The organism is Varibaculum cambriense DSM 15806 (assembly GCF_000420065.1).
In the GTDB taxonomy this organism is placed as follows: domain Bacteria; phylum Actinomycetota; class Actinomycetes; order Actinomycetales; family Actinomycetaceae; genus Varibaculum; species Varibaculum cambriense.
On the sequence record NZ_ATUF01000002.1, the window covers coordinates 124,100 to 149,484 of the forward strand.

Here is a 25,385-nt window from a genome sequence, read left to right on the forward strand (position 1 = left end):
TTCTTTCGTAGCTACTTCTTTGTATTTATATTCATCGTTATTCTTTTCTGTGAACATATCATTTACAAGCCCAATTGTCAGTAGGAATAAATCAGAAACAGAAAGACCAAGTTCCACTGCCCTTAATAGAAGCAATGGTGTAGTTGTTGGTTTTCTGTTAGTCTTGCTTTTTTAGGGAATTCTTCTGACTTTATGTTTAGTCCCCATAATTCAATTATTTGAGGCAGAATTTTAAGACTCATTTAGAACTTTGTTAGAATCCGATTTTTCCACCAAAACATTAGTTCTAAAAGTTCTGGAATAAGAGCGATTTCTAAGTCTCCATCATATCCTATATTTTTCTCAGTTAAGGCTGTTTCAATTTTACTGAGTGCAATCCTACTTTTATAATCTGTTATCTTATTATCTATACATCAATACTACAATCTCCACGTGGTGGGTGTGGGGGAAGAGGTCGAAGGTTTGTAAAGACGCGATCTGATAGCCGTTGGATACGGCGACTTTCAGGTCGCGGGCAAGCGCAGCCGGGTCACAGGCCACGTAAATAATCCGCTCCGGCTCTAGGCTTGCCAGCGCCGCCATTACCTGCCTTCCGGCACCGCTACGCGGGGGATCCATTATCACCAGGGGCGGCGCCTTCATCTTGTCGGCATAATCCGCGAGCGCCCGGGGATCTACCCTCCCAGCGCGAATCTGCAGACGTCCAGGCACTCCAGAAAGATTCTTGTGCGCCATTTTTACTGCAGGCTTTGACCCCTCTAAAGTGCTCAGGCGTCCTCCCCTATCCAAAATTTTAGCCAGAGGACGCGAAAACAGTCCCGCCCCTGAGTACAGTTCCAGGATTTCATCCCACCGCCGGTCCCCGGGTATTAGCGGGCGGTCGCTACTCGCGTCTGCCTCGCTACGCTCGCTCTCTTCGACACTCCCGTCAGCCGCGCCATTGACAGGGTTTCCTAGGCCCTCCCCCTGAGCAGTAGATACCCCGCTATCTAGCCCAAAATCGCTGGTAGCCGCTGCCATTACCTGCTCGCATAGAATCCGTGCCGCCTGGCGGTGCGCCTGCCAGAAACCACTCGGGGCCACCAGGTAGTCCCCGAAACCGGGAACCGTTAAACGCACATTCTTTTCTGTAACCGGATGAGCCGATTCATCAAACAGGGAGCGTCCGTTCCACACTCGCAGCCCGTTCGCGCTCGCCCATGCCCGGACGCGCCCTCCCGGCGTAAAAACCTGGCTCCAGCTGTTGGGGTCGCTAAATAAAGAAGAGTCACTAATCAGCGGATCCGCCAGCGGGAAGCTATCGATCTCTACCAGTTCTTCCCCGCGAAACTTAGTCATCGCCAGGCGCCCAGCAGAACTGACCTCAAAATCGGCGCGCAGACGATACCCTAAACCGTCCTCGCCGCCAGCGTGTCCGCTACTTACGCCCTGGCAGCTTAGCTCTCCCCCACTGGCAGCCAACGCTTGCGCGTAAACTTCCTCACCTCCTAGGCGCCGCAGGCAATCCCCCAGTACCTGTGCTTTCCATTGGCGTTGGTACGGCAGTTTCACGTGGCAAAGATCTGCCCCGCCCGTGCCTCCCGGACCGCCCAAAGCCCACACCGGCACTTGCCGCTGAGGTGAAGCCTGCAGCACTTCGCTCACCTCGGCAAAAATAACTTTGCCTTTTTTAGCGACCGGGACAGCTGTTACCTGCTCCCCCGGCAATCCGAAACGCACCATATAGGTTTGTCCATCTTCATGTGCCAGACAGTAACCACCATGAACTGGACGCAGTAGTTGCAAGGAAACTTCATTCATAAGTTAATGCTCGATACCTAAAAATCAGCGGAAAAGTCCGGCTGAACATCCTCAGGAGCAGACGATTTACGACCCGAGGACGACTGTTCTATCCCCCAGCCACCGTGAACACCATTAATCCAGGGAAGATGATCATTATCGCCCACAAATGCCCCCCGGGTAATATCTTGAGCTCTCCTTCCATACACCGGGGAAGACTGGCGGTATTCTTCCGGAGGAAGCAACGCGGTTACCCCATCTTGCTGATCCGCTTGCTTGCGGGTTCGGGAGAAGTTCCACGGCACCATCACTACTAATACCCCCGGCAAATCCCGCAGCTGGTGGCGGATACGATCCACAGAACGGTTATGTAAAAACTTTTGCCAGGGATATTTCACCTGGTAGCAGGGAATATAGATAACCACCAGGTCGCGGGGAGAGCGGTTACGCAAAGAGCGCACGTGTTGCAGCAGCGGACCGGTAATATCGCGGAAAGGTGAAGCTAGCACCGTCAGTGGCACTTCTACCCCGCTTTGCATCCAGCTTTCTTTAAGGCGGGCAAAATCATCGGGTTCAATCTCGACGTGAACTAAAGATAGTGAGGAAGGGTGACAGGCACGCGCATACGAGATGGCTCGCATAGTGGGTTTGTCTAGGTTAGAAACCAGCACCAGGCTTTGCACCCGGGAAGGCAAGGAACGAGCAGTAGCAAAATCAGCCACTTCGGTTTCCCGGCTAGAGCGCTGATAGTAGTTTCTTATCCTCCACAAGAGTACAAACACGATTGCCATCATGGCTAGAGCCACCCAGGCACCATGAGTAAACCGCGAGATAGTTACCATCATCAGCACGGTGGCGGTACAGATGAAACCGATCGCATTTACCATCCAACGGCGTCGCAATATTTTCCGGTTCTTTTGAAAAGTCCGCGAACGCAGTTTCGTGTTCCAGTGCCTGAGCATCCCCAGTTGCGAAAGAGTCAAAGAGATAAAAACCCCGATAATGTACATCTCGATTAGTTTGGGTGATTGCGCGTCGGTAACCGTGATCAAAACTGCGGCAACCAAAGCCGGGACGCAGATAACTGGGGAGAGAGAACTTCGGTCTGCCCGTCGAAAAATTTGGGGTGGCAAAAATCCATCGCGGGAAAGAACTTGGGTAAGTTGCGAAAACCAATTAAAGGCACTGTGAGCCGCAAAGATCAAGATCACCGCGGTAATCACAATGACCAGGGTGGCCATTAAGGGATAGCCGGAAAAGATAGTAGCCGCCAGTTGCGCTATCACCGGGGGGACTTCCATGGCAGCAAGTGGCCCATTTACGCTAAGCAATTGGGAGTCAAACGCAGGAACTTTCACTCCCGTCACTTTCGCCAGATGCAGCATGGAAAACATCATTGCCGCGCTGATCAGCGCAAAGACCGCCAGGGTGATCCGCGCGTTTTTAGGGCGTGGTTTCCTAAAAGCAGGCACCCCATTGCTGATCCCTTCTACCCCACTCAAGGCGATGCAGCCTCCTGAAAATGCCCGCAGAAACAGCAGCAATCCTCCCATGCCGGTAAGCCCTGCTTGGTAAGGAGTGGCCTTTAAGATCTCCATCTGCGCCGTCTCCGCGAGCCCTAATGAGCCCCAGGCTTCTTGCAAAAGCCCACAGATAGCTAATAGCGCAATGGATGCCATAAATAGATAGGCGGGGATGGCAAATAGCCTTCCGGACTCACGCATCCCTGACAGATTCAACAGGGTCAAAACTGCAATTACCGCTACGGAAACTAAAACTTGATGAGTATTGAGCGCCGGAAAGAGCGCACCTACGTAGCTGGCACATACAGATGTAGAAACCGCGATCGTCAAAGAATAATCAACTAACAACGCACTGACCGTGACCAGAGCGGCAGATTGTCCCAGGTTTTGCCGCGTCACCTCGTAGTCTCCACCTCCGCGCGGGTAGGCCAATACTACTTGGCGGTAGGAAATAATCACCACTGCCATGACCGCGAAAACCGCTACCCCTACCCACAGGGAAATACCAGAGGCCACGATTCCTCCTACCCCTAGGGTCAAGAGGATTTGATCCGGAGCATAAGAAACTGAAGACAGCGCATTCGAAGCAAAAACTGGGAGGGCATAACGTTTTGATAGCCCTTCCCGCATCAGCTGCGGCTTACGCAGGGCTGGGCTTTCCCAGCGTTCTTTGTCGTCTTTCACATCCCGATCATCCCACTATCTAGCCAAAACTAATAGTTTCTGCTGGTTTGAAAGCTGAAAATAGCCCAGAAAAGGTTTACGCTACTTGCATGCACTTCGTAGTTTTAGGCTCGGGTCGAGTAGGAGCCAGAGTCGCTCAGACCTTGGACGAACAGGGACATTCGGTTGCTATCATCGATTCCAACCCCGATGCTTTCCGTAAACTTCCCACCGATTTTTCGGGACAAAAAGTATCCGGGATTGGGTTCGATCGAGAAGTGCTAGAGCGCGCCAATATCGAGGAAGCTTATGCTTTCGCCGCCATTTCTAACGGGGACAACACCAACATTTTGGCGGCTCGGATCGCGCGAGAAACCTTCGGGATTGACCGGGTGGTCGCCCGGATTTACGATATTCGCCGCGCGGAAATCTACCGCAAGCTGGGGATTAACACTACCTCTCCCGTTTCGTGGACCGCTTCGGAAATGCTGCGCCTAATGCTACCGGATGATACCCAGCTGGCGTATTCAGATTCGGTCTATCAGGTGAAAATGCTGCGCATTTTCCCCTGCGAAGACTGGGTGGGGGTTTCTTTACAGCAAACCCAAAAACTTCTGGATATCAAAGTGGCCTATATTGGACGCGATGGTGAACCCTATTTCAACCTGTCTACCCTGGTAATCCAAGAAGGTGACGAACTGATTTGTACGGTGCCATCGAGGCGAGCAGAGCAGATAGAGAGGGCTTTCAAACGGCCCCCAGCGCAGGAGGAATAATATGCGGATTGTGATTGCTGGAGCCGGCTCGGTAGGACGCTCTATTGCCCGCGAACTGGTCACTAATGGTTATGAAGTTACCTTGATCGATAATCATCCTTCCCGCATGGAAGTAGCCTCGATTCCCCAGGCAGACTGGGTATTAGGGGACGCCTGCTCCCTCGATACGCTTTCTAAAGCCGAGATTGGCGAGGCCGACGTAGTAGTTTGCGCTACTGGAAACGACAAAGTGAATCTGGTGGTCTGCCTATTGGCAAGAACCGAGTTCGGGGTGCCAAAGACCGTGGCGCGGGTAAATAATCCCAAGAACGAGTGGCTCTTCGATGATGCTTGGGGAGTAGACGTGGCGGTCTCTACCCCGCGAGTGATGACTGCTCTAGTGGAAGAAGTAGTGTCTGTGGGAATTCCGGTGCATCTGTTCCGCTTCCACACTTCTGACACCAATATGTATTCCCTAACCGTACCCAAAGATTCTGATTTAACCGGGCAGCCCCTCTCCGCCCTCGACCTGCCCCCTTCGGTAGTATTGGCAGCAGTTCTGCGTGATTCGCGCCCCCTCGCTCCCCGCCCGGATACTTTGCTGCAAGGCCTAGATGAACTGCTGATGCTATTTAGTTCTACAGCCGAAGACGATTTAGAGCAGATAACTGCTCTGTTTGCGCCTCCGCCTGAAGAAGTAGCTGATCCGGCGCAAGAAGATTAGTGGTCATTGCCGCGCAACCGTGCGGTTTCGCCGCGCAGTAACGCCCAGTTAAAATAGCCTACCAGGGCAAATGCGGGCAACCCCAGGATCAGCCGGGCCGCTCCCAGAGATACCAAGAGGTTCGCATAATACAGGGGTAGCTCCACCGCTAACCGCAAGGTAAAAAGCCCTATCCACAACCAAGTACAGAGCCGGGAAAGTTCATAAAATTTGCGGGCATCGCCCTGGCGCCAATTGTCTAGTTTACCGATCGCCCCGGCTACCAGCCAGCCGATAGCCGGTCGGCGAGCCAGAATAGTTACCAGCAACACCGCTGAGTAAATCCCGTTTATCCAAAATCCAAAGGCAAAAAAATTTTCCACCTGACCGCTACGCCAGGCCCAAAATACGCTGATTAGGGTGCCGGCAAGTCCGGCTATCACCTGGCGTAAGCTTTGATGGCGCAGCATCCGAATCGCCCCGAAAAAAACCGTCGCTGTCAGCGCCAAGATCACTGGCAGTCGCAGCGAATGGGTAAAAGGATAGATCGCCACTATCAAAATGGTGGGCAAGGTAGCTTCTAAGGCTCCTAAAGGCCCGCCGATGGCTTCCCGCATAGAAAACTGCTGCGATTCTAACTGAGACCCTAGAGCGCCGAATTGTCCCGTCAGTGGGGATTCTCTCCGCCTATCAACCTCCGCAGAAAGGTACGGGGATTCTGGCTGCTCACCGCGGCTATCACTTGATTCTAAACTACTGTTCATTACCGCGAACCGGCTCAATCTGAAAAGTAGGGTTGATAACACAAAACCCGTTGGAGCGAGCAATAACCGTTCCTTGCACCGCTAGACGAATTCCAGCTTTGATGCCGGGAACACTTTTCCGCCCTAACCACACCACATCTATTGAGCCGGTACCGTCAAATAAAGTGGCGGTAAAAGAACCGGCTCCGGTAGGGGCTGGAAAAGTAACCGAACGTAAAACCCCAAATAGGGAGGCTTTTTGTCGCTCAGTTACCTCGCGTACTTGGGAAGCGATATACGATTGTGCCCCTTCTGGAGCTGCGGGAGTCTTATCGGGGGAAGCCACTACTCACCCATCCCTAACTGCTCAATTAGATCTGCAGACAACTCGATTGGTAACGTTTCTCCCGGTACGTAGGCTTCATTCCCGCGCACTACCTCCATACCGTGTAAGACTGCTAGCAGGCCTTCACGAGCGCTTTCTTCCTCGGCTGCCTGTCCTCTTAAAATCACGCGCAGCAGCCAGCGATCGCCCTCAATCCCCCACAAGAGTAGGGGCATTGCGCCCTCTATAGCAGATTTACCTTCCGGGATAGGACGCGCCAGCACTGCTTCTCCGAAGGGACCGGGAAGCGGGAAAATCTGGTATTCCTCAGCTTTAAGCTGGTCAGCAAGCTCCTGGCGAATTTCATCCCATAGCCCCCCGGAACGTTGCATCGCGAAGGCAGCTAACTGCATCTGCGCAGTTCCCGACACCACTTCTAGTGCCAGGATATTGCCACTGCCGTCTTGAACTGGAAGGATTTGTAATCCCGCGATCATGGGGATCCGCAAAACTCCCAGATCCAAAAATTCGCTGCCTGCCGGTGACTCGCCCTCGTTGTAAGGGCCTTGCTGCTTAGAGATTTGCGCATTACTGACCACCTCGCCCTCACCGGGAGCTGGGGCAAGCTCCCCCGCGGCGTACTCTGCAGAATTAGCGGCTTCCCCCGGCTGGCCGGGGGTATCCATGTCTGCAGCTAGCGGCAAAGATTCTTCTGGAGCTATGCGTTTACGTCGAGAAGGAAATAATCTCATAACGCCAGTTTATTCAGCGCAGTCGAGGCAAACCGGTTTGCCATCAACCGCTCCCGCCAGGCGGGAACGGTGCTGAACTAGGAAGCAAACCGAGCAGGTGAACTCGTCATCTTGCGCCGGAATGACCTGCACAGAAAGTTCTTCACCAGATAGATCAGCGCCAGGAAGTTCAAAATCTTCTGCAGCTGCGTTTTCGTCTTCATCGACTTCGGAAGAACCACTGGCCTCCGCGCGGCGAGCCTTCAGTTCTTCCAGGGAGTCCTGCTCGACTTCTTCTTCATTTTTGCGGGGGGCGTCATAATCTGTTGCCACGGTTCGTCCCTTCTTAAAGTGGTGCTTGAGTCTACAGTTAAATAAACAATAGACGCGGGGATATTAACACTTCAAGCCCTAAAATGCTAGATACGACAGACACACCGCGCCTAATAGGCAAAAAATGCCCCTGAACGTGGCAATCTCTAAGCAAGGGAACGGAGGAACATGAAAGACCTAGAGCTGTTGGGATTGCACCCAGATGGTAATCAGCTGATTCTCAATGATGAGGACGGCACCCGCTATGCTTTGGCCATTACCCAGGAACTACGCGACACGCTACGTCCGGAGCGCCCTAACCTGGAGGCGGTGCCACAAAGTCCGAAGAAAACCGTTCCCCCGCGTAAAATCCAATCCCTGATTCGCGCCGGCAGTACCACCAACGAAATCGCAGATAAATTTGAACTTCCCCTGGCAAAAGTGCAACGTTACGCTACTCCGATTTTGGCGGAGCGTCGCCATATTGCGAATCTGGCGCAATCTTGTCAGATAGGAGGAGAATCAGATTCTCCTCGCTTGGGCGAGCTAGTCGTAGATCGTCTCGCGGCACGGGGGGTTTCTGCAGCTTCTCTGCGTTGGGATGCGGTTCGCGGTGGTAAAGGACCGTGGGAAATCATTTTGACTTTCACTCAAGATGCCCGCGATTTAACTGCCCGTTGGCATATGGAGCCCGGCTCTTCCACCGTTAGTGCTCTTGACCAGGAAGCTACCTGGTTAACCGAGGCTTCCCAACCGGCTTCTAAAGTATCAAGTTTCGAAGAATTTTTCCCCATGTCCTCCCCGGAGGCTACCGCCCCGCAAAAACCTGATACCGGCACGGAAGCACTCTTAGAAGCACTGGCGGCGGCGCGCGGAAAACGTGATACCTCCCCGCAGCTCGACCTGCCCGAAGAAGTCGACCTAGAGGCGTCCTCCGATTTAGAGGAGGAACCGACCGATACGGAGAACAGTACCCCGGCAGAAATAGTTTCCCTTTCCGGCAAGCGCCCAGGATCACCAGCCGCGGAAGAAAACCCGGCTACGCCTCCCTCCGCGCCGCCGCCAAGCGATTTTAGTCCCCCCGGGAAGTCTGCACTGGGAGAAAAATCGACGATCCCGCAGGCGGAGCCAGCCGCGCAACTACCACCAGATAACCGCGGCTCCAACGAGGTATGGGATAGCAGCGAACCTACTTTTGTAGGTAATCTTTCCGAAGCTGAGGCTCTTAATCTGGATTTAACGAGACGCGCTCCCGCAGATTTAGGAAAGAATGAAGCCGAGGCACCTTCTCGCCCGGCGCCCCCTCCCCCCAGCGCTGATCCCGGACAGGAAGCTCTGGTTCTTCCGGGGATGGAAAATGTGGAGGAAAACGATAAAACTATCCTTGCCTCCGGGGAAAATACCGCCAAAAGCAGAGGAAAACATCGGCGTTCTCACCGTAAATCTATTCCCAGCTGGGACGATATCGTCTTTGGCACCAAGCCGCGGTAAAAGCCAGTAAGCCGGTACCGGGATAGCGTCCTGCTGGCTATACCAGGATTAGGGGGATTTCCATCTCTGCCGGGGTTAATGATCCGTGTACTCCCACCATTTGTAGAACTCCCCGACTATGGAAACGAGAATCTACAAATTGATAGTTTTCCTTCGCAAAAATGGTGAAGTCCCCGATACGATCAGGTTCACTAATATCACCGTACGCCTGGCGGTAATCAGCTATTATCTGGCCACGCCCGGCAAGTAGTTTTTGCCACTGTGCGAGAACCTGCGCCTTAGGAGCCTTCCGGGTGCGATTACCGGCGGGATCCTCACCTAAACATTTTTCCTTAAGGTGAATATGGAGGGCGCGCGGCTCCCCGGAGATCGCTGCCACCTGGGAGGCGAGCGCTGATTCTGCTATATCAACGGTGGAAGCATCATTAACATTCACCATGCCGTGATCTGCGGTTATCGCCATCAGCACGTCATCTGGTAACTGCGCACGCAATTCGGAAAGAGCCCGGTCAATCGTCTCTAGTTCTTGCAACCACCGGGGATGCGACCATCCCAGATTATGTCCCCAATGATCAAGTTGTGACCAGTAAAGATATACGTAGTCAGCCCCCTGTTTGCAGGCAGTAGCTGCCTGGGCGCAACGCTCGGAAAGCTTCGTAGAAACTTTTAAGTTCGCGTCACGCAAAGTGATTTCACTAAGCTTAGATCCCACAAAGTCAGGCGGGACTAACGCTACAGATTCCAGAGAGGCATTACGGGCATAAGTAAAATGGGTCGGCTGGTCGCACCAGGATTGAGCCGAGCGCCCATAGCCTTCAAAAGTTATAAGGTTGAGGACGCGTCTCGCAACCGGATCCCAACACTGATACCCCAGCATCCCGGTTTGGGCAGGTGAAAGACCGGTATGAAGGCTGGTGAGAGCAGCTACCGTAGTAGACGGGACGCAGGTTCGCAGCGCTTGCCCTAGCGTGTCTGAGGCCTGCGTGAGATACGGGCGCATAAAGGGGAGATGCCCGCGCCGCGACAAGAGTAGCTGCTGCCCCATGCCATCAATGACTACTAGGCATAGCCGGCGCTTATTTTCCCCGATTAGTGGCCGTAACTCCGCCGAAAACTTGGTTTCTTCCCGCCAGCTAAGCGCCCCGAACAGCGTGGGTAAAATATCCCATATTCGCATTCCAGTAGTGGTTTTCTCACGGTGACCCATACCTCTTATCTTCTCATATCCGCGAGCCGAATCTGACTAGTGCCCCGTTTTTTGTTTTGATATTAGGGTGAGCGAAAAGTCGAATGAACCCCGTCAGCCTGATCTGTTTTCTGCAGCCCTGCCTGCAGCGGATGCCCTCGACCAGCCAGACCTGAAAGAAAAACGGGTAAGCTCGCCCTCGAAAGCTGTGGCTACCCGCCCGCCACGGAAAAAAGCGACCCCTTCCTCCCCCGAACCGGTAGCGGAAAAAATTACTCATATTGATGTTTCCGAGGAAATGCGCACTTCCTTCCTGGAATACGCCTATTCGGTGATTTATGCACGCGCCCTGCCCGATGCCCGGGATGGTTTAAAACCGGTACAGCGGCGCATCGTCTATATGATGAGCGAAATGGGGCTCTGGCCTAATAAGGGGCATGTGAAAAGCTCTCGCGTGGTGGGCGAAGTTATGGGTAAGCTCCACCCTCACGGGGACAGCGCTATTTATGACGCGATTGTGCGCCTGGCGCAAGACTTTAACCTGCGGATGCCGCTGGTAGATGGACATGGAAACTTCGGTTCTCTAGATGATGGTCCGGCCGCGGCGCGCTATACGGAAGTGCGGATGGCTCCAACCGCCCAAGATATGGTGTCCAATCTCGATGAGGACGTCGTAGATTTTGTACCCAACTACGATAATCAGTTCCTGCAGCCAGCAGTGCTGCCAGCGGCGTTTCCAAATCTATTGGTTAACGGCGCGAACGGAATTGCCGTGGGAATGGCCACCTATATAGCTCCCCACAACCTGGGAGAAACCGTGGCCGGCGCGATTCATCTGCTAGAAAACCCGGAGGCCACCACCGAAGATTTAATGCGTTTTATTCCCGGCCCGGATCTGCCAGGCGGGGGCATTATTGTGGGACTGGATGGTATCCGCCAAGCCTACGAAACCGGGAGGGGAATCTTCCGCACCCGTGCTAAGACCTCGATTGAGCGAGTTAGCGCCCGGAAGATGGGGATTGTGGTCACCGAGCTGCCCTATATGGTGGGCCCGGAAAAAGTGATTGAAAAAATCAAGGACGGGGTACAAAAAGGCCGGTTAAAGGGGATTTCCGCGGTCACTAACTTAACTGACCGCGAACATGATCTCCGCCTAGTTATCGAAGTAAAATCCGGTTTTAACCCAGAGGCAGTGCGCGCTTCCCTGTTTAAACACACTCCCATGGAAGATTCTTTCGGGATTAACGCGGTAGCGCTGGTAGATGGGCAGCCGCGCACCTTAGGTCTAAAAGAAATGCTGCAGGTGTTCTTAGATCACCGGATGGAAATCGTGATGCGCCGCAGCCAGTATCGCCTGCGTAAACGGCAAGAAAGGCTGCATTTGGTACGCGGCCTGCTGATCGCAGTCCTCGATATCGATGATGTTATACAGATTATTCGTGCCTCCGAGGACTCCGCCCAGGCAAAATCTCGCCTAATAGAGGCTTTTGACTTAGATGAAGTACAAGCTGAACACATCCTGTCCCTGCAACTACGCCGGTTAACAAAGTTTTCTCGTCTGGAGTTAGAGGCCGAGCGCGACCGTTTGACCGCAGAAATCGCCGAATTGGAAGCCCTGATTGCCTCGCGAGAAAAACGCCAAGAGCTGGTGGCGAGCGAGCTGCGGGAAGTAGCTCAAAAACGCTCCGATCCTCGGCGGACGGTACTGCTGGAAGAAGAGGGCGCTGCCCAGTTAACGGCCGATCAAGATACCCCCTTGGAGATCCCGGATGAGCCGGCAACCGTAGTCTTAGGGGCAAGCGGCCTAGTGGCACGTTTCCCCGGGCATGAAGCTTTATCTACTGACCAGGGGCGCGAGCCTTGGGATACCATTATTTCTACTGCCCTTACCACCGCCCGCAGCCAGGTGGGAGCGGTTACTTCCCAGGGGACTTTATATAAACTAGCTGCCCTGGAAGTACCAGCTTTGGTGCGTTCGGCAGCGGCGCCCTCTCTGCGCGGTACCCCTCCGATTTCGCGGCTACTGAATTTAGAGGACGGCGAGGAAGTAGTGGGGCTAGTTCCCCTAGATGAGGACGGTCCTACCTGGTGGGCAGCCACGGCTGGCGGGGTGATTAAACGGATCCGTCCCCAGGTGTTGGCTACCCAGGACTCTTATTCCATAATCACGCTGGACTCCGGTGATCAGGTGGTGGCCGCGGGCAGTGGCAGCGATGAGGGTGCCTTTGTACTGATTTCTGCGGCGGCGCAACTGCTGCGTACCCCGGCAGATAAAGTACGTCCTCAAGGACGCACTGGCCAAGGTATTTCCGGGATGAAACTTTCTGAGGGCGACCAAGTAATCGCCGCCGCTTTGGTTAGCGTCGACGCCTTAGAATCTTCCCTGGTGGTAACGGTAGCGGGGATTGCAACTTCCGAACCAGGCAGCGGACAAACCAGCGCCAAAGTCACTCCCCTGTTGCAGTATCCCCAGAAAGGACGCGCCGGACAGGGAGTGCGTTGTCAACGTTTCCTAAAGGGTGAAAGCCGCTTGGCATTGGCCGCGATTACTGCCACTCCCCCGCGCGCCCTCAGCAAAGACGGCTCCCCTCTTTCTTTACCGGAGCAAACTGATAAACGGGATGCATCCGGGAGCGGATTAAAGCGGCAAATCTACTTCTTAGGGTAATACTGAGGTGCCTTTTCGAGCACCGGGTGATACTTAAAAACTAGCTACTGGAGTTAGCGTCCTCTTTCGAGGCCGGAGTTTCGATCGCGTATTGGGTGGAGGTACCGATAACTTTAAACCCTGCCTCTAAAAACAGATGCCGGGTGGCGGGGTCAGCAGTCTCGGGCAGTAACGCTCCCACGGTGGCAAATCCTTGTTTTTTAAAGGCCGTCAGCACCACCGCGATTAACGATTTTAGAATCGCTTCGTTTTCCCACCCCGGAAGGAGCCCTAATAAATCGATATAGCCTTGTCGATTCCCTACCGCGGTCCAATCTTGCCGATAGATCGAAGACAGTACGAAGCCAGCAATCTCGGAACGATCAGTGGTTTTATCTAGCGCCACGAAAGAACATTCCGGGGTGAATGCTCCGCGGCGGGTAGTCCAATCCTCGGAAGTGTATCCCGCCCCGGCTTTCCGCTTTTCCAAGATCCGGTTGACAGCTTGCCGTAACAGGTCATCAAGTTCTTTATCCCAGGTGACAATCTGGAACGGATAGGAAAGCGCAGGCACTTCGATTGAGTGGGACAGATCCCGAGAGACATCCACGAAGGAATCGGTTTGCGTATAACCGGCATCTACCAGTAATTGTGAAAGTTCTGGGGCAATATCTTCCACATAAAATAGCGCCCGCCCGGGACGGGAATGGTCTAACAAGGCTCGCGCCTGATCTCTTTGCCAGGATATGGAGGCGCGTCCCAGTCCTTGGCCGCGGTAGCGCGGATCTACCCCGCCCTCACAAACCACTTCGTTTAACAGTAACCGCGGACGCACCTGCGCATAGGCAACCAGGTTGTTTTCTGAGCCAAAGGCACCGATCGTGCGCCAACTGGAGGGCGCGGCAAAAAACTCTTCTACTTCAGAAATTGCGGTTCGAAAGGGCGGATTGTCGAACTCTTCGATCCGGTGGATCAGGCTCCCCATTTCCGCCACGTTATCGGGACCGAGCTTGCGCCAGGAAAAGTTTCCGCTGCCTGCCGGCAATGACCATGCGAGTACTTCCATTACAGCTCCACCGTATAGATCATGCGTGCCCCGGCCAGCTGAAAATCACAGGCGGTACATACCCGGGACAGATCACCTAGTTTTGGATAGTTATCCTCGGCGAAGACTTGTTTATAGCCGGAATCCGCGCACGCTATAAGTACTTGGGAAAGCACGTGTTTCAGCACCGCATAATCGGAGCCGTGACTATCGGCATTTCGCCGGTCATCGCCAAAAATATCGACGGCTACTGCCGGAATTATTTGGTTCGATGCCCCCTCGGATTCAAGGCAGCTGCTTTGGCAAAGATTGCGGTAAACCACCAGGCAATACGCCAGCACCCGCCCGGAGCTCATAGAGATAGCTACGAAAGAAAGATCGGGCGCCAGGTTCGCTACTACCCGCCCCCACCAGCGGGAAGCATCTCCTTTGGCAGCATATAGCCGGGCAGAATTTGCAACATGTAGGGCTTTTATTTCTTCCCATTGATCCGGCGAGAGGCGCCGGGCAGATACTATCCGCACGTCTTTAATAGGGAACTTTCCGGGCAGCTCAGCCAGGGTGGCAGGAGCGAGATGGTGAGAAAAAACTTTAATCGTGCGTTGCGCCGAGAACCCGGCAGCTGCATAGAGCATGCGGCGATCTCCGGCGCGTTCATCGACCACGTTTCGGATTTGGGCGGGGCGTTCATAGTCTTCGCCATAGTAATCCAGCATCAGTTCCCGAGCCCGCACATCTTGCCAGGCCAGTAAAGCTCTGCCGATTCCACGTCCTCGCCAATGCTCAGCAGTGACCGCGAACAGGTCGGCACGGGCATAGGTTTTTTCATCTGGCTGCAGGGTGACTGACCCGAAAGCCGCCAGGTTGCCGCGGGAATCTAGACCGATCAGACAGTCTTGCAATTCCGGGTGGCTAAGCGCCTGGGTTAAGCGGGTAATCTCGCCCTCGGAAGTAGGGCGCGCGGGATGGGAGTGCTGTTCGGTTAGGTGGATCAGTTCCCGGATTTTCCAAGAGTCAGTTTCGCGCGAGGGTCGCCAATATAATCCCAGGTGTGCCGGGGGTACCGGGGCAGCTGGCAGGCTCCCTAGCCTTTCGCGCAAAGTTGACATGTTTTTATCTTAACGGGGGTCCAGCGACAAACCGAAACTGTTACGCATCAATCTGTTCTGCCGCTAACTCATCAGCACCGGCCACGATAAACTCCCGCCGCGGCGCTACTGTGGATCCCATAAGTAGCTCGAAAATATTTTCGGCTTGTTGCAGTGCGGCTTCATCGGCAAAAGTGATTTGCCGCAGGGTGCGTTTGCCGCGCTGCATGGTGGTTTCTGCCAGTTGGGAGGCATCCATCTCGCCCAGACCTTTATAGCGTTGGATAGGCTCTTTATATTTGCGTCCACTCTTGGCGAGGGCGCGCAGACGCTGATGTAGTTCGTCCTCGGAATAGGTATAAATAATTTCTTTCTTTTTCCGCCCTTGAGCGGGGATTTCGATCCGATGTAGCGGGGGCACTGCCGCATAGACTCGCCCGGCAGCAATCAGGGGACGCATATAGCGGAAGAATAGGGTGAGCAGCAGGGTGCGAATATGCGCGCCATCCACATCGGCGTCGGTCATCATAATCACTTTGCCATATCTGGCCGAGTCCAGATCGAAGCTGCGCCCGGAACCGGCCCCGATTACTTGAATAATCGCTGCGCATTCGGCGTTAGACAGCATATCGGAGGTAGAAGCTTTTTGGGTGTTGAGGATTTTTCCGCGAATCGGCAGTAGCGCCTGAAAATCCGCGGAGCGTGCCTGCTTGGCGGTACCTAGTGCCGAGTCGCCCTCCACGATAAATAGTTCGCAGTCCTCAACTTTATTGGAGCGGCAATCCGCGAGTTTGGCCGGTAGCGAGGAGGTTTCCAACGCATTTTTACGCCGGGAAATCTCTTTTTGATGCCGCGCGCTCACTCGCGCCCGCATCTCCCCCACTACCTTTTCCATCAGGGCAAATACTTGCTGTTTGTCATCGCGTTTAGTGGAAGAGAACTTCTTCTCCAGCCAGGAGCTAACTGCGCTGGACACCGCCTGACGCACCTGGGGAGTGCCTAATACTTCCTTGGTTTGCCCCTCGAACTGGGGTTCGGGCAACCGCACGGTCACCACCGCGGTCAGCCCCGCCATCACGTCCTCTTTTTCAATTCGGATCTTGGCTTCTTTTTGGGTCAGTTTCAGGCGCTTCGATTTCTTATTTTTATCGATCTGGCTGCGCAGCACCCGTACCAGGGCGTTTTCGAACCCCATAATGTGAGTGCCGCCCATGGGAGTGGCCACGATATTTACGAAGGAGCGCTCTACAGTGTCATAGCCATTACCCCAACGCAGGGCAATATCAATATCGCAGGTGCGTTCGACTTCGACCGGGCGCAAATGCCCAGTCTTCTGGTCTAGCTGTTGCACAGTTTCACTGTAGGTGCGCTGGTCGCGGATACACCAGGTATCTACGATTGCCTGATCGGGGGCGAGGAAGTCCACGAAGTCTTCGGTTCCGCCCTCGGCTTTAAAAGATTCTTCTAGGGGTTCTTCCGGGCGTTCATCGCGGCAAATAATAGTTAGTCCCGGAACTAGGAAAGCGGTTTGACGCGCGCGTTCTAGCAGGTGTTCCCAAGAAAATCCAGTGGACGCAGTTTTGGGAAAAATCTGGAAATCTGCCCAAAAACGCACCCGGGTCCCGGTCTTTTTCTTAGCAGCTTTCCCCACTACCTTCAGTTTGGATTCCTTAGTGAAGGGCTTAAACGGCGAGGTAGGGGTGCGGGATTCGGTGTCGTCGAACTCTCCGGGTTCCCCCCGCAGGAAAGACATTTGATAGGTTTTCCCGCCCCGATCTACCTGCACATCTAGGCGAGCCGAGAGGGCGTTAACTACCGAGGCGCCCACCCCGTGCAAGCCGCCAGCGGCGCCATAAGAGCCGGTACCGAACTTTCCACCCGCGTGTAGCTTGGTGTAGACAACCTCCACCCCAGATAGTCCCACCCCGGGGACTTCATCGACGGGGATACCGCGGCCATTATCTGCTACTGAAACCGAATGATCATCGCCGATAATGACCTCGATCTGGTCACAGTAGCCTTCGAGGGCTTCATCGACTGAGTTGTCGATAATCTCCCACAGGCAGTGCATCAGCCCGCGATGATCGGTGGATCCGATATACATACCGGGACGCTTGCGAACTGCGTCCAGTCCTTCTAATACCGACAGATGCCGGGCGGTGTAATCCGATTTCGTCTTGAGTGTCACCCTCCTAGTTTAAGGGGTGCCACTTTTAGGGTCGCTAGCGGCTTTCCGACCGCGAGTGATTGTGAGGCACTTCCCGCAGAGTTTTTGAGGAGGAGTTTCCATATTTTTAGGGGGTTGGTTTTACCTCCGACGGAATGAAGATATGAGTTAATAAAAGCAGAGAAAAATGCCTCAGTAACTGACTTTAGCTAGTCAGGGAAGAAGGAATCGCCATGAAACACCTAGCAAAAATGCTACTCGGTACGCTACTAGCTGCATTCGCGCTACTAATACCGGTCGCACCCGCAAATGCTCTTTATGACGAACTGCTTTCCATGTATATAGACGATGACTTAACAGTTAACGCATATATGAGAATTCCACTACCTGAAGAATCTGCAAACTTACTTGAAGGTACTTTAACTTGTGAGTTGCTAAAATCATCGAATAGTTTTCTTCCGGAAGACTTCACAGATCTGGAAAATTTCAAGGTAGAAAAATGTGAGCGTCGCGGGAAAATTATAGATCTGAATTTCACGGGAAGACTCAAAGATGGTGACAATAACAGTGTCGGCTGGAAGATAACTGATGATGAAATTACACTCACTGTCCCTCCCGCATTAGGTGAAATAGCTGATTCGGACAGTAGCTACAGCAGTGCAATCTTGATTGCATTCCCCGGCGAAATAAAAAGCGTGGATCCCGATATCGGTCACTTCAAGCTCGCGAGGTGGTATGTGGACAGGGCCAGCGAAATAGATAGGACAGTAACTATTACCGCTGAACGTAATAAACCCTCCTTTTTCTCTGGTGTAAGGCCGGTGCATCTCATCATCATCACTACGTTACTACTGATAGCTATTGCAGCAGTCAAGGTGGTGGTAGTAACAAGACGCCGCAAGAAGATGCCGCAAAACTCCGGCAGGTCTAAACCCGATTCCAGCATCCATCCCCCGGCACCTCCTAGTTCAGAAAACGGCGAATATCGCCATCAAAGGCCCGCGCCCGGAAGCCCTGATCCCCTTCAGAATTTCGATAGGCTCCAACCAACGGCCAATATGCCCAAGGCTCAAGATGCGTCAAGCACCTCACCCAATATGCCAGAAGCTGGAGCAGCTGACCCCGGCACACTGGGAATGACGACTGAGCATCGCCCTAGGAACGAAGCAGCGGAAGTGCCGAGCGAGCATCCGCCCCAGGCTCAAGCTGAGGGATTGCCCGAGAATCAGCCGTCTGCTCCTGGCCCTGCCGGAATGTTTCTAGAGCAGCCTCCTGTAACTGGCGCTGCTCAGCCTCCTGCCCCCGTAGTTTCCCCTCAAAATGGATACCCACCCCAGTACGGTTACTTCCCAGCTCCACCCCCTGTGCCCAGATACCCTGCCCAGCCTCCAATGCCGGGTTATCCTGCTACGACGGGGACTACCGGCATCCCGGGAGCAGCGCCCTACCCACCAAATGTTCCCCCGCAAGCACAGCCGGGAGCGCCCATGCCCAGCGGCTACTACCCCTACCCGTATCCTTACCCTTATCCGCCGGCTAATCCTCAAGCCCCAGGTGGCGGGTATTATCCGATGCCAAACCAAGGCTATGGCGTCCCCTCCGCGATATTCCCTTCACCTGCAGCTCCCCCGCAACCGCGACCAGCTGGCCAATCCGGTACCCCTTGGCATCCAGAGCAGTCTGCGCCTGGTATAGAGGAAGAAAACGGGAACGAACCGGGCTCCCATCGATAAGAGCACCCGATGGAGAAAACACGAGTGCCTCATGGGATAAATAAATGTCTTTACCCTCTGGGGTCCTTAATCCAAGCAAGGAAATATAATCAGAAATATATGCAGCTCACACAATCTGCTGCTGAGCGAATAAAGGAATCCACATGAAACGTGCAATACTTGCCCAAAGACTTCCGCATCTTTTACTTGGCGGCGTGCTGGCTGCACTGCTGGTCGCTTCCTCGGTGGTTCTATCCGCCTCCCCCGCCCAGGCAGCCGATAAATATGCCCACGATTTATCTATTTCTGAAGATCTTCGCTTCAAAGTTTCTTATAGGGAGGGAACCATAAGCCGACTTACTGAAGAATACGAAACGAACAACCCCGAAAAAATATGCAAAAAGCTAAGATCAAGACTTTCCGACGGATTGAATGATATGCAGAATACCCTCAAAGCACAGTCTTGGCCCGTAAAAGTGGACAAGTGCACTCCTGAAGGAAAATATTTTTTACTCGAATATAGCGGAAAGATCACCGTCGACACCCTGCCACTACTGTATAGTACTACCGGCCCCTCAGCGATTATAGATGGAGAAGTATTACAGGTAGTAGATACCTTTCACTTAGGACTACCGATAGATGCAAAAGCTGATGATATGGGGGTAATGAGAATTCGTTTTCCGGGCGATATTAAAAGCGTAAAACCTAACCTGGGAAAAGTATCCGGAAATACCTGGACTCTAGATAAACCTCTAAAACATTCACGAGTAAAAAACATTCATATTACCGCTTCACGTCATGGCTCTCACTGGGGAATACTTCTAGGCATAGGTATCCCCCTAGCACTGATTATCACTTTTACAATCGTGATATTAGTGATCAGAGGTAAAAAAGCTCGAAAACAAACTAATACGGATATGCATGGTCAGGGGGCTAATGGGTTCGTATCCCCATATGCTATACCTCGCTCCCACCCAGACCTTACAGGTTCCGCTCACATCACCTATTCACCGGAGGCACCCTACCCCACCAACTCACATCCGCATTCTTCAGCACGCACACCTACCCCCGAACCATCCACAGCGATACCGTCCGGAGTGTCACTGCCGGTAAATAAGCCCTCTCCTCCATCTGCTACATCCTGCAAGTCCACGATTATCGCATATACAGATGAAAAAGCACACCGAGCATAATTTCGGTTACTTATGGCTACACTAATCGACACCTCCCTTACGCGCACTCGGAGGGAATACTGCGCATTATTGTTTAGCGCAAGTTTTAAAAAATTTCGGAAATGTGAAAACTAAAGTGGGAGAACTTTTATGAAAAACATAATTCATACCACAACATTACATAAACTCTTCGTTAGCTTCTTTCTCGCTACATGGTTAATAATATTTTCCCTATTCGCATCATGTTCTCCAGCGCATGCTGCCGATAAATACATTATTGATTTATCTATTACTCCTGATTTAAGTTTTAGGTTGTCTCATATGGAGGGCACTAAAGAGGAACTTGCCCGTAGATTCAATACGGAAAATTCCACCGAAATATGTAAGAAACTAACGACAGAAAGCTCAAAGGAAGTAGGTGACTTAGTCAAGAAAGACCAGTTGAAAGTGACACCTATAGAGATTGGTGACTGTTCCGTGGAGGACAACTATTTTTTCATTGCGTACAGCGGAAAAATCACTGCCGAATCTCTAGGGTTTATGGATTTAATCGATAATACATTTATTGTCGATGACCAAATATCCGCATTTGTAGATTCTCGAGGATTAAGGATGCCAGAAGGTGTGGCAGGTGACGATATTGGCACAATGAGATTTAAGCTCCCTGGTGAAATAAAGAACGTCACCCCTGATGTAGGCAAGGTCTCCGGGAATACTTGGACATTAGAAAATCCTCTTACAGAGACTCAAATACACCAGAATCACATAGTTATTATTAAAGCTACGCGGGGTACTCCTGTTACGAATTCTGGTTCCAATTTGGGGTTGATTTTAGGGATCACGATTCCGGCGGCGCTGATTATTGTGGCAGTGATTGTACTGCTGATAGTGAGAAGCAAGCGCAAGAAAAAGCAGCAAAACCTCCCTGCATACCCGGCAGGATCTAGAACCTATCCGCCGCCTCCTTTTATGCCCGGAAACTCAGCATACCCCGTCCAGTCACCGGTACCGGGATATCCTGCGGCACCAGGGGCTCCTGGTATGCCAGGTGGCGCGCAGTCCCCGATTTCAAGCGCACCAGCTCAAGGTGGCTACCCGCCCGGATACGGCTACTTCCCAGCTCCGCCTACTAATCCCGGATCCCCCGGCCAGACTTCAACGCCAGGATATCCGCCATTAGGAGCCCCGGGTACGCCGGGAGCAGCCTCCTACCCGTATCCTTACCCGCCAGCTAATCCCCAAAACCCAAATGGCGGGTATTATCCAGCATCAAATCAAGGCTATGGTACCCCTACTCCAGGGTTCCCAACTCCCGCCACTCCCCCACAACCAGCAGCAGGCCAACAGGGAAATCCAGAGGATCGGAATCAAGCTACCCCAGCAGAGCAGCCGGGACAGAAGCAGTAATCAGAAAAGTTGAATCTTAGAGACTAACGCTATCTAGGAGCTAAAACTACTCCAGCAACCCGCACCCTAGCGGGCGCGAGAAAGCGAAGTCAGAGGAGCGTTTTCGGCCTCCTCTAAATGCAGCTGCGAAGTGTTATCCACGATTTCGGCGCCGCTAGCACGCAAAGCCGGCACTAGAGCATGGGCATGATGGGCGCAGAAAAACAGATTGCCGGCCTCCAGGCGGGCAAGAACCCACGCCTGCGCTCCGCAGGTATCGCAACGATCAGTCGCATCAAAAACATAGGTTTGCTCACTCATGTCTTCATTTTCTACTGCTGACTTAAGGAAGTCACGCCCAGCGCTCCAGCTTTCGCGTCTGGCAAAACTAAACCGCCGTCCTTGCATTTGGCAAGGACGGCGGAAAGTTCAAAGTGTGGCGGCGACCCTAATCCAGGTAGTCGCGTAGCACCTGGCTGCGGGAGGGGTGACGCAACTTCGACATAGTTTTGGATTCGATCTGGCGAATACGTTCACGAGTCACCCCGTAAACTTTGCCGATCTCATCCAAAGTCTTAGCCTGACCATCACCAAGACCAAAACGCATCGACACTACCCCGGCTTCGCGCTCCGACAAGGTGTCGAGGACGCGGCGCAACTGTTCTTGCAACAGGGTGAAGCTGACTGCATCGGCAGGCACAACTGCCTCCGAGTCCTCAATCAGATCCCCGAATTCGCTGTCGCCGTCCTCACCCAAAGGCGTGTGCAAAGAAATCGGTTCCCGCCCGTACTTTTGGACTTCCACCACTTTTTCAGGCGTCATATCTAGCTCTTTAGCGAGTTCTTCGGGAGTAGGTTCGCGACCCAAATCCTGCAGCATCTGCCGCTGTACCCGCGCCAACTTGTTGATTACCTCTACCATGTGGACGGGGATGCGGATAGTGCGCGCCTGATCGGCCATCGCGCGGGTGATCGCTTGGCGAATCCACCAGGTGGCATAGGTAGAGAACTTATATCCCTTGGTGTAATCGAATTTTTCAACTGCGCGAATCAAACCTAGGTTGCCTTCTTGAATCAGATCCAAGAACAACATTCCCCGGCCGGTGTAGCGTTTCGCCAGCGACACTACTAGCCGCAAGTTTGCTTCTAGCAGGTGATTTTTAGCGTGCTGGCCATCAATCGCCAAGGAATGCAAGTCCCGGCGCATCTTAGAAGTCAGATTTTCCGATTCGGTTTCTAACTGATGCTGGGCATACAGACCCGCCTCAATCCGCCGCGCCAAATCAACTTCTTCCGCGGCGTTTAGCAGCGCGACCTTGCCGATCTGTTTTAAGTAGTCCTTTACCGGATCTGCAGTCGCCCCCGCGACCGTGACTCGTTGCGCCGGTTCATCAGTTTCATCAGAATCAGAAACGGTGAAGGAATTGCCTTTTTTCTTCCCTTTGGCATTGGCCTTTGCCTGGGCAATCGCCTTATTTAAGCCTTCGATGGCATTGGCGGGAGCAGATTCTTCCTCGTCCCCTTCTTCATCGTCATCTTCTTCGGGTTCGCGATCCTCACCGTGTTTTTCGTCATCTTCATCGTCCTCGTCGTCATCATCAAGTTCCGATTCGAGGTCGATTTCTTCTTCATCGTTTAAATCTTCATCACCCGGCTCGACCGCGTCTTCGTCAACCTCGTCAACCTCGGCGGCATTTTCTAGCAGCTCTTGGTCTTCTTCTAGCTCCTCGAACTCAGCTTTTTTAGCGCGCGCAGTGGTTTTCTTCGGGGCTGTCTTCTTTGCCGCTGCGGTTTTCTTAGCGGTAGTTTTCTTCGCACTAGTCTTCTTAGCTGCGGCTTTCTTCGCTGCCGTGGTGGTCTTCTTAGCTGTTGCCGCGGATTCGGCTGTCTTGTTAGCTGCGCTCTTTTTCGCAGCAGACTTCGCCGCCCCAGTCTTCTTAGTCGCAGTCGTCTGCTTAGCAGCACTGGTTTTGCTGGCAGCGGTAGTTTTCTTAGTAGTTTTCTTCCCGGCACTAGCTTTACTGCCCGCAGTCTTCTTGGTGGCAGTCTTAGTGGACGCGGTCTTTGCGGGCTCCGCCTTTTTGGCAGCAGTAGTTTTCTTTGCCGCAGTACTGGTTTTACTAGCGGTAGCCTTCTTGGCTGGCGCTTTGGTGGAAGTGGTCTTTTTTGCCCCTGTCGTCTTCTTAGCGTCACTAGCCTTACTGGTAGTCGCCTTCTTAGCCGACGCGGTCTTGCTGGCTACCGCAGTCTTCTTCGTGGTAGCAGTTTTCTTGGCAGTGCTTTTAGCGGTCTTCTTAGGAGCAGATTTTCTAGCGGTAGTAGCTTTCGAGGGAGTTTTCGCGCTAGATTCAGATTGAGCAGGTTGAGGAGTCACAGCGACCTTTCCTGATTTCTAAACGATTTCACAGAGAATGCTCAATAATTATAATTCAATACCACACTTTCTAGCACAAATCTAGAGGATTTTTCGCGGCTAGAGGAGAACCGATAAGGAAAGAGAGTAACCAGCGATGCCCAGTGCCCCAGAGTTTTCCACTCAAATCAATCAGCTATTACCGCTGGCGTGGCAAGCCGGGGTATCCCGCTGGCAAGAGCTAACGGGAATAGCAGAACTATTTGAAGTAGGTCTGGCAGCTCTTAAAGGTGGAAAACGTACCCGGGCACGCCTGGCCTACACCGGCTGGAAAGCGATAACTGCCAGCAATGATACCCCGGCAAAACCCGTACTCGACCTGGGAGTAGCCCTGGAGATATACCAAGCCAGCGCCCTCGTTCATGACGACATTATTGATAACTCTCCCCTGCGCCGCGGTAAAGACGCATCCCATATCAGTTTCGCGAAAAGGCATTTAGCGGAGCAACGCCGCGGCGATCACCAAGAATATGGGCGGCTAGCGGCAATCCTCTTAGGAGATCTGCTGCTCTCAGTGGCCGACCAGTGTGCTTTCGAGGTCGCCGCCACCGCCAAAGACCCGGACGCATTCTTCGCTAACTGGACGGAAATGACCCGCGAGGTTGCCGCCGGACAGTACCTGGATCTACGTCTCGAAACTGATGAGCTTGACCCCGCCCATGCGCGCGAACAGATTTTAACGGTTATTCGTCACAAATCCGGACGCTACTCGGTGGCGCACCCGCTCACTCTCGGAGCCCGCCTGGCCGGAGCTAGCCCCGAGCAGCTAAAAACCCTCTTCACGATCGGGGAATATTGGGGAATTGCTTTTCAGCTTTGCGACGATGAACTCGGCGTTTTTGGCGATCCCAGCCAAACCGGTAAACCTGCGGGTGGCGATCTAACCGAAGGGAAAAAGACGGTACTGTGGTCCCTAGCTGAACAGCTACTTAACGAGGACGCGCGCGCGAATTTACATCAGGTTCTCGGTAACCGCGCCGCCTCTAAAGAACAAATCTTGGCAGTCACTTCCGCCCTGCATAGCCAAGGCGTCAGAGACCAGCACCGCCAGCTCATCACCGAATATGCCGCTAAAGGTGACGCTCTAGTAGCTAGTGGCGAGTTTGATAATGCGGGTCGCGAGGCTCTGCTGCGTTTAGGACGCGCCCTAGTGGAACGGGAATCCTAAAGCTGCGAGCCTAAATTGCCTGCATAGCAGCTACCGCATTCACTTTGCTGTGGCTGCCGGCTCGCAATAGGTCAATAGGCCGCTGTCCATCCAATAGGGGCTGGGCAGCTAGCACCCACTCGGTTGCCTCTTGAACAGTAAAACCGCCATCTAACAAGGTGAGCATCGTTCCTGGCAGGCGTTCTACGAGAGTCCAGCCCTCGGGGGTTTCCAGAAGCGATTCGGCTACTACCTGTAGTTTCCCTTGCTCATCCGGGAGGGCTAACAAACGGTGCTCATTGAGGAGCCGGTGCGCACGAGTAACTTTTACCCCCAGGCGCTCGGCAACTTGCGCGAAACTGATCATATCCATGGTCTAACCCTATCCGAGAGGGCA

The 25,385-nt window shown here is 53.2% G+C and carries 21 protein-coding genes; 8 read left to right on the forward strand and 13 right to left on the reverse strand.

Annotated features, from left to right (window positions below; all coding sequences use genetic code 11):
- Nucleotides 1-402 precede the first annotated feature (402 nt).
- Complete coding sequence (locus F605_RS10790; protein ID WP_022863993.1) at nt 403-1,800, reverse strand: class I SAM-dependent RNA methyltransferase; 1,398 nt, start codon at nt 1,798-1,800, stop codon at nt 403-405.
- Nucleotides 1,801-1,817: 17 nt separating this feature from the next.
- Nucleotides 1,818-3,986, reverse strand: a complete 2,169-nt coding sequence (locus tag F605_RS09040) for an APC family permease (RefSeq protein WP_022863994.1) — start codon at nt 3,984-3,986, stop codon at nt 1,818-1,820.
- A gap of 47 nt (nt 3,987-4,033) precedes the next feature.
- Here F605_RS09040 and F605_RS0100705 point away from each other — a divergent pair, with 47 nt between their 5' ends.
- Nucleotides 4,034-4,741: a potassium channel family protein gene (locus F605_RS0100705; RefSeq protein WP_244865146.1), complete on the forward strand. Its 708-nt coding sequence runs from the start codon at nt 4,034-4,036 to the stop codon at nt 4,739-4,741.
- Nucleotide 4,742: 1 nt separating this feature from the next.
- Complete coding sequence (locus F605_RS0100710; protein WP_022863996.1) at nt 4,743-5,444, forward strand: potassium channel family protein; 702 nt, start codon at nt 4,743-4,745, stop codon at nt 5,442-5,444.
- On the opposite strand, the gene F605_RS09045 is transcribed toward F605_RS0100710, so the two are convergent.
- From F605_RS09045 to F605_RS0100730, 4 genes are all read right to left on the reverse strand, one after another.
- Nucleotides 5,441-6,040 (reverse strand): DUF3159 domain-containing protein, encoded by a 600-nt coding sequence (locus F605_RS09045; protein ID WP_022863997.1) that lies wholly within the window; start codon nt 6,038-6,040, stop codon nt 5,441-5,443. The genes F605_RS0100710 and F605_RS09045 overlap by 4 nt on opposite strands.
- Before the next feature lie 136 nt (nt 6,041-6,176).
- A complete protein-coding gene (locus F605_RS0100720) occupies nt 6,177-6,512 on the reverse strand; it encodes an OB-fold nucleic acid binding domain-containing protein (RefSeq protein ID WP_022863998.1) in 336 nt (111 codons plus the stop codon).
- A complete protein-coding gene (locus F605_RS0100725; protein WP_081639080.1) occupies nt 6,512-7,243 on the reverse strand; it encodes a DUF3710 domain-containing protein in 732 nt (243 codons plus the stop codon). Before F605_RS0100725 ends, F605_RS0100720 begins: the two co-directional genes overlap by 1 nt.
- Before the next feature lie 9 nt (nt 7,244-7,252).
- Nucleotides 7,253-7,555 carry a DUF4193 domain-containing protein gene (locus tag F605_RS0100730; protein WP_022864000.1) on the reverse strand — a complete coding sequence of 101 codons (303 nt, stop codon included), beginning with the start codon at nt 7,553-7,555 and terminating at the stop codon, nt 7,253-7,255.
- A gap of 168 nt (nt 7,556-7,723) precedes the next feature.
- Between F605_RS0100730 and sepH the strand changes: the two genes are divergently transcribed.
- Entirely contained in the window at nt 7,724-9,025 is a 1,302-nt protein-coding gene (sepH, locus tag F605_RS10795) for a septation protein SepH (RefSeq protein ID WP_022864001.1), read from the forward strand.
- Nucleotides 9,026-9,062: 37 nt separating this feature from the next.
- Here sepH and F605_RS0100740 read toward each other — a convergent pair whose 3' ends face one another.
- Nucleotides 9,063-10,232: an alkaline phosphatase family protein gene (locus F605_RS0100740; RefSeq protein ID WP_022864002.1), complete on the reverse strand. Its 1,170-nt coding sequence runs from the start codon at nt 10,230-10,232 to the stop codon at nt 9,063-9,065.
- Between the two features lie 277 nt (nt 10,233-10,509).
- Here F605_RS0100740 and F605_RS0100745 point away from each other — a divergent pair, with 277 nt between their 5' ends.
- A complete protein-coding gene (locus F605_RS0100745; protein ID WP_081639123.1) occupies nt 10,510-12,879 on the forward strand; it encodes a DNA gyrase/topoisomerase IV subunit A in 2,370 nt (789 codons plus the stop codon).
- A 40-nt stretch (nt 12,880-12,919) separates the two neighbouring features.
- Here F605_RS0100745 and F605_RS0100750 read toward each other — a convergent pair whose 3' ends face one another.
- The 3 genes from F605_RS0100750 to F605_RS0100760 are packed head-to-tail and all read right to left on the reverse strand — an operon-like array spanning nt 12,920 to nt 17,179.
- Complete coding sequence (locus tag F605_RS0100750; RefSeq protein ID WP_022864004.1) at nt 12,920-13,924, reverse strand: GNAT family N-acetyltransferase; 1,005 nt, start codon at nt 13,922-13,924, stop codon at nt 12,920-12,922.
- Nucleotides 13,924-15,012: a GNAT family N-acetyltransferase gene (locus F605_RS10800; protein WP_022864005.1), complete on the reverse strand. Its 1,089-nt coding sequence runs from the start codon at nt 15,010-15,012 to the stop codon at nt 13,924-13,926. The genes F605_RS0100750 and F605_RS10800 overlap by 1 nt, the downstream gene beginning before the upstream one ends.
- 40 nt (nt 15,013-15,052) lie before the next feature.
- The gene (locus tag F605_RS0100760; RefSeq protein WP_022864006.1) at nt 15,053-17,179 is read right to left on the reverse strand and encodes a DNA gyrase/topoisomerase IV subunit B; all 2,127 of its coding nucleotides are present in this window, start codon (nt 17,177-17,179) and stop codon (nt 15,053-15,055) included.
- Nucleotides 17,180-17,391: 212 nt separating this feature from the next.
- Between F605_RS0100760 and F605_RS0100765 the strand changes: the two genes are divergently transcribed.
- The 3 genes from F605_RS0100765 (at nt 17,392) to F605_RS0100775 (ending at nt 21,449) form a co-directional block, all read left to right on the forward strand.
- Complete coding sequence (locus F605_RS0100765; RefSeq protein ID WP_022864007.1) at nt 17,392-18,891, forward strand: PAT1 family protein; 1,500 nt, start codon at nt 17,392-17,394, stop codon at nt 18,889-18,891.
- 143 nt (nt 18,892-19,034) lie between these two features.
- Entirely contained in the window at nt 19,035-20,063 is a 1,029-nt protein-coding gene (locus tag F605_RS0100770) for a hypothetical protein (protein ID WP_022864008.1), read from the forward strand.
- 300 nt (nt 20,064-20,363) lie between these two features.
- Nucleotides 20,364-21,449, forward strand: coding sequence for a hypothetical protein (locus F605_RS0100775; RefSeq protein WP_022864009.1), 1,086 nt, complete (start codon nt 20,364-20,366; stop codon nt 21,447-21,449).
- 66 nt (nt 21,450-21,515) lie between these two features.
- Here the strand turns inward: F605_RS0100775 and F605_RS0100780 are convergent, their stop codons facing one another.
- Nucleotides 21,516-21,749 (reverse strand): DUF7455 domain-containing protein, encoded by a 234-nt coding sequence (locus F605_RS0100780; RefSeq protein ID WP_022864010.1) that lies wholly within the window; start codon nt 21,747-21,749, stop codon nt 21,516-21,518.
- Nucleotides 21,750-21,876: 127 nt separating this feature from the next.
- Nucleotides 21,877-23,802 carry an RNA polymerase sigma factor gene (locus tag F605_RS0100785; RefSeq protein WP_022864011.1) on the reverse strand — a complete coding sequence of 642 codons (1,926 nt, stop codon included), beginning with the start codon at nt 23,800-23,802 and terminating at the stop codon, nt 21,877-21,879.
- Between the two features lie 136 nt (nt 23,803-23,938).
- On the opposite strand from F605_RS0100785, the gene F605_RS09060 reads away from it, so the two are divergent.
- Nucleotides 23,939-25,009: a polyprenyl synthetase family protein gene (locus tag F605_RS09060; RefSeq protein ID WP_022864012.1), complete on the forward strand. Its 1,071-nt coding sequence runs from the start codon at nt 23,939-23,941 to the stop codon at nt 25,007-25,009.
- Between the two features lie 10 nt (nt 25,010-25,019).
- On the opposite strand, the gene F605_RS0100795 is transcribed toward F605_RS09060, so the two are convergent.
- Nucleotides 25,020-25,361, reverse strand: a complete 342-nt coding sequence (locus F605_RS0100795; protein WP_022864013.1) for an Rv2175c family DNA-binding protein — start codon at nt 25,359-25,361, stop codon at nt 25,020-25,022.
- Between the last annotated feature and the right edge of the window lie 24 nt (nt 25,362-25,385).

What these genes read in the sequence shown, in the direction of transcription:
- F605_RS09045 (WP_022863997.1), bottom strand. Translation starts at nt 6,040, where the DNA reads ATGCGGGAAGCCATCGGCGGGCCTTTAGGAGCCTTAGAAGCTACCTTG.
- F605_RS0100770 (WP_022864008.1), top strand. Translation starts at nt 19,035, where the DNA reads ATGAAACGTGCAATACTTGCCCAAAGACTTCCGCATCTTTTACTTGGC.
- F605_RS0100710 (WP_022863996.1), top strand. Translation starts at nt 4,743, where the DNA reads ATGCGGATTGTGATTGCTGGAGCCGGCTCGGTAGGACGCTCTATTGCC.
- F605_RS0100765 (WP_022864007.1), top strand. Translation starts at nt 17,392, where the DNA reads ATGAAACACCTAGCAAAAATGCTACTCGGTACGCTACTAGCTGCATTC.
- F605_RS0100745 (WP_081639123.1), top strand. Translation starts at nt 10,510, where the DNA reads ATGCGCACTTCCTTCCTGGAATACGCCTATTCGGTGATTTATGCACGC.
- F605_RS0100780 (WP_022864010.1), bottom strand. Translation starts at nt 21,749, where the DNA reads ATGAGTGAGCAAACCTATGTTTTTGATGCGACTGATCGTTGCGATACC.
- F605_RS10800 (WP_022864005.1), bottom strand. Translation starts at nt 15,012, where the DNA reads ATGTCAACTTTGCGCGAAAGGCTAGGGAGCCTGCCAGCTGCCCCGGTA.
- F605_RS0100750 (WP_022864004.1), bottom strand. Translation starts at nt 13,924, where the DNA reads ATGGAAGTACTCGCATGGTCATTGCCGGCAGGCAGCGGAAACTTTTCC.
- F605_RS0100740 (WP_022864002.1), bottom strand. Translation starts at nt 10,232, where the DNA reads ATGGGTCACCGTGAGAAAACCACTACTGGAATGCGAATATGGGATATT.
- sepH (WP_022864001.1), top strand. Translation starts at nt 7,724, where the DNA reads ATGAAAGACCTAGAGCTGTTGGGATTGCACCCAGATGGTAATCAGCTG.
- F605_RS0100775 (WP_022864009.1), top strand. Translation starts at nt 20,364, where the DNA reads ATGGAGGGCACTAAAGAGGAACTTGCCCGTAGATTCAATACGGAAAAT.
- F605_RS10790 (WP_022863993.1), bottom strand. Translation starts at nt 1,800, where the DNA reads ATGAATGAAGTTTCCTTGCAACTACTGCGTCCAGTTCATGGTGGTTAC.
- F605_RS09060 (WP_022864012.1), top strand. Translation starts at nt 23,939, where the DNA reads ATGCCCAGTGCCCCAGAGTTTTCCACTCAAATCAATCAGCTATTACCG.
- F605_RS0100725 (WP_081639080.1), bottom strand. Translation starts at nt 7,243, where the DNA reads ATGAGATTATTTCCTTCTCGACGTAAACGCATAGCTCCAGAAGAATCT.
- F605_RS0100795 (WP_022864013.1), bottom strand. Translation starts at nt 25,361, where the DNA reads ATGGATATGATCAGTTTCGCGCAAGTTGCCGAGCGCCTGGGGGTAAAA.